The sequence below is a fragment of the Arthrobacter sp. Y3223164 genome, from assembly GCF_059091005.1.
The window spans coordinates 1-2,919 of sequence record NZ_JBNHGF010000347.1; the positions used below are offsets into that span (position 1 = coordinate 1).

Consider the following 2,919-nt stretch of genomic DNA (forward strand, 5'->3'; position numbering starts at 1 on the left):
GCGTCCAGCCCGGCCAGCTCGAGTGCGCCCAAGGTCACCGCGCCGTCGCGCTTGGCCAGGCGCCGCCGTCGTTCGTTGAGGACCAACGGCACATGTACGTATTCGACCGGCGGCAGCCCCAGCAGCGAGGCGAGGTATGCCTGCCGCGGGGCGGAGGCCAGGAGGTCGTCGCCGCGCACCACTTGGTCCACGCCCTGGGCGGCGTCGTCCACCACCACCGCCAGGTTGTAGGCGGGGACGCCGTCGTTTCGCCGCAGCACGAAGTCGTCAACGACGCCGGTGTAGTCGCCGTGCAGCCGGTCGGGCACCGTATAGCTGGCGGTGGAAGCTCGCAGCCGCAGCGCCGCGGGGCGGAGTTGGCGGCGTTCCTCGCGTTCGGCGTCGGTGAGGTTGCGGCAGGTTCCCGGATACGCCCCCTCCGGAGCATGCGGCGCGCTGGGAGCCTCGGCGATCTCGCGCCGCGTGCAGAAGCATTCGTAGAGCAGGCCGGCCTCCGCCAGCTGTCCGAGCGCGTGGCGGTAGACCGCGGCGCGGTCGGTCTGGCGCACGACCTCGCCGTCCCAGTCCAGGCCGATGGCCGCCAGATCCGCCAGTTGCCGGGCCTCGAACCCGGCCCGCGCACGGTCCAGGTCCTCCACCCGTATGAGGAAGCGGCGGCCGGTGCCGCGGGCGAAGAGCCAGGCGAGCAGCGCGGTGCGCAGGTTGCCGACGTGCAGCTCACCCGAGGGGCTGGGCGCGAACCGACCGGCGGGACTCTGGGCTGCTGCTGGCACGTCCCCACGGTAGCAGGCCGCTCCCCGCCCGCCGGGGTGTTGCCGCGCCTATTAGGCTGGTGCCATGAGCACACCCGACTCCCGCATGGAAACCCCGATTGCCGTCACCGGTGCCACCGGCGAGCTGGGCGGCATGGTCGCCAGGATGCTGGCGGAGCAGAACCTTTCACAGCGGCTGATTGTCCGCGACGCGTCGCGTGCACCGCAGCTGCCCGGGACGACGACGGCGACTGCCGGCTATGGCGACAAGGCCGCCGTCGTCGCCGCGCTGCAAGGCATCGAGACAGTGTTCATGGTGTCCGCCGCCGAAGCCGAGGACCGGCTGCAGCAGCATTTCACTTTCATCGACGCCGCCATCGACGCCGGCGTGCAGCACATTGTCTACACCTCGTTCATCGGTGCGACCGAGGACGCAACGTTCACGCTGGCCAGGGACCACTACGCCACCGAGGAGAAACTGCGCGGAACCGGCCTGAAGCACACGCTGCTGCGCAACAACTTCTATGCAGACGTCCTGCCGTCATTCGCCGACGAATCCGGCGTGATCCGCGGGCCGGCGGGCGACGGAAAGGCGGGCTTCGTGGCCCGCGAGGACGTAGCCCGGGCGGCCGCGACCATCCTGGCCGAACCCATGCCCCATGCAGGCTTCACCTATGAGCTGACCGGCCCGGAGTCGGTGACCCTGGCCGAGGCGGCGGCGGCCATCGCGGAGGCAACGGGCCGTCCGACGTCGTTCCTCAACGAAACGGTGGAGGAGGCCTACGCGAGCCGGGCGCACTACGGCGCCCCGGACTGGCAGCTGGATGCCTGGGTCAGCACCTACACGGCAATTGCCGCCGGGGAACTGGACCTGGTGACCCACGACGTGGACCTGCTCACCGGGCGGCCGGCGCTGAGCCTGCGGGAGCTGTTCGGCGTCCGCGACTGAACTGCGAGGAGCTGTTTTGCACGACTGAACCGGCGTCCGCGACTGAACCAACACCCGGGCCGGCGCCGACGGTGCCGCCCGGAAGCCCGCGCCCGGAACCCTGCGCGCCCCTGAACGTGGAGCGTGAACGTGGAGCTTAGGCGTTCCAGAGTCCGTAGGAGTCCGCGAGCGATGAAATCTTTTCGGCGCGGGCGAGCCGCGGCAGGTAGGAACCGTCGCCCACCACCGCGCCGGCGGCGTGCGCGTCGAGGAGTTCGTGCGCCCACTTGATCTCCGACTCGCTGGGTGAGAGTCCCTTGTTGATGGTGTCGGCGGCGTCGGTGAGCAGGCAGAGCTTGCCCGTCATGCCCATGGACGCCGTCACCTTGCACGCTTCCAGCAGTTCCTCGCCGAGCGCGCCGACGGTCGGGCCATCGATGGGGCCCGGCAGTTGGCCCACGCGGGAGGCCACCACCAGCCGGGAACGGGCATACGCCAGGGCCATCGGAGAATCGCTGGCCCCGGTGTCGCGGCGGAAGTCGCCCACGCCGAAGGCGAGGCGGAAGGTGCCCGGCGCGCGGGCGATGTCGGTGGCGTTCTCAATGCCGACGGCGGATTCGATCAGGGCGAGCACCGGGGTGCCGGCCTGCAGCCGCATGGCCGTGTGCGTGACCTGCTCGGGCCTTTCCGTCATCGCCAGCATGACGCCGCGCAGGCCCGGCGCCTTGGATAGGGCGGCCAGATCGTCCGCCCAGTAGTCGGTTTCCATGCCGTTCACGCGGACCCAGGCGGTCATGCCGGTGGACAGGGCCTCCACCACCCGTTCCCGCGCCGCGGCCTTGCCCTCCGCCGGCACGGCATCTTCCATGTCGAAGATGACGGAGTCTGCTTCAGAGGCGAGTGCCGGCCCGAAATTCGCTTCGTCCGCCGCCGAAGCCAAAAGCCAGGAGCGAGACAATTTTGCGGGAAGGGCGGCAGCACGGCGGTTTCTTAAAGCGGACATACCCCTAGCCTAATGTTTCCGCCACCGGGGCCACCAATGCGGGGGCGATTGCCGATGAGGCAGGCGCCACGTGCGTCCGCGCCGGAGGTTAACTGCCGTCAGAGAGAGCCGGGCGGCGTCCGCGCCGCCGGCGGGCCAGAACGATGACGGCGACCACCGCCGCCGCCAGCAGCACTACGACGGCGATGCCCAGCGGGGACCCGGCGGCCGCGGCCAGCCAGGCGTTGAGGGCGGCC

General features: G+C 70.6%; 3 protein-coding genes. 1 reads left to right on the forward strand and 2 read right to left on the reverse strand.

What is annotated here, in order from left to right; all coding sequences use genetic code 11:
* A partial coding sequence (gene gluQRS / locus AC5RUJ_RS13785; RefSeq protein ID WP_494156018.1) for a tRNA glutamyl-Q(34) synthetase GluQRS occupies positions 1–773 on the reverse strand: 773 nt, incomplete at its 3' end.
* 64 nt (positions 774–837) lie between these two features.
* Here gluQRS and AC5RUJ_RS13790 point away from each other — a divergent pair.
* Positions 838–1,701 (forward strand): SDR family oxidoreductase, encoded by an 864-nt coding sequence (locus tag AC5RUJ_RS13790; RefSeq protein ID WP_494127621.1) that lies wholly within the window; start codon positions 838–840, stop codon positions 1,699–1,701.
* 136 nt (positions 1,702–1,837) lie between these two features.
* Here the strand turns inward: AC5RUJ_RS13790 and AC5RUJ_RS13795 are convergent, their stop codons facing one another.
* Positions 1,838–2,683: an HpcH/HpaI aldolase/citrate lyase family protein gene (locus AC5RUJ_RS13795; protein WP_494000968.1), complete on the reverse strand. Its 846-nt coding sequence runs from the start codon at positions 2,681–2,683 to the stop codon at positions 1,838–1,840.
* Between the last annotated feature and the right edge of the window lie 236 nt (positions 2,684–2,919).

Excerpts from the sequence above, each read along its gene's own strand:
- AC5RUJ_RS13790 (WP_494127621.1), top strand. The coding sequence starts at position 838 with ATGAGCACACCCGACTCCCGCATGGAAACCCCGATTGCCGTCACCGGT.
- AC5RUJ_RS13795 (WP_494000968.1), bottom strand. The coding sequence starts at position 2,683 with ATGTCCGCTTTAAGAAACCGCCGTGCTGCCGCCCTTCCCGCAAAATTG.